Annotated in this window: 1 protein-coding gene; it reads left to right on the forward strand. The window is 80.8% G+C overall.

Translation table 11 applies throughout. The features are described 5' to 3' along the window. Window positions 1–261, forward strand: a 261-nt coding sequence (locus ACFWXO_RS45185) for a hypothetical protein (RefSeq protein WP_380533053.1), incomplete at both ends; no start/stop codon positions are given.

The raw sequence follows: 261 nt of genomic DNA on the forward strand, positions 1-261 counted from the left end.
GCTGGCGCGGACCCCGCCCGGCCGCCGGGAGCGCGCCCGCGGGGGCGCCGGACGAGCTCGCCGGGTACCGGGACCTCCTGTGGGAGATCGCGACCGTGGTCGCGGACGCCAACGAGGAGGGCGGCATCCTCGGCCTGGGCGCCCGTACCCGGGTGCCGAACGAGGTGGCCGCCATGGAGGCCGTCCGGGCCGCGAGCCTGGGCGAGCCCGAGGCCGCGACGGCTCGGCCTCGGGCCAGGACGGGCCCGCGCAAGCGCGGCT

It is taken from the genome of Kitasatospora sp. NPDC059088 (genome assembly GCF_042738155.1).
Taxonomy (GTDB): Bacteria; Actinomycetota; Actinomycetes; order Streptomycetales; family Streptomycetaceae; genus Kitasatospora.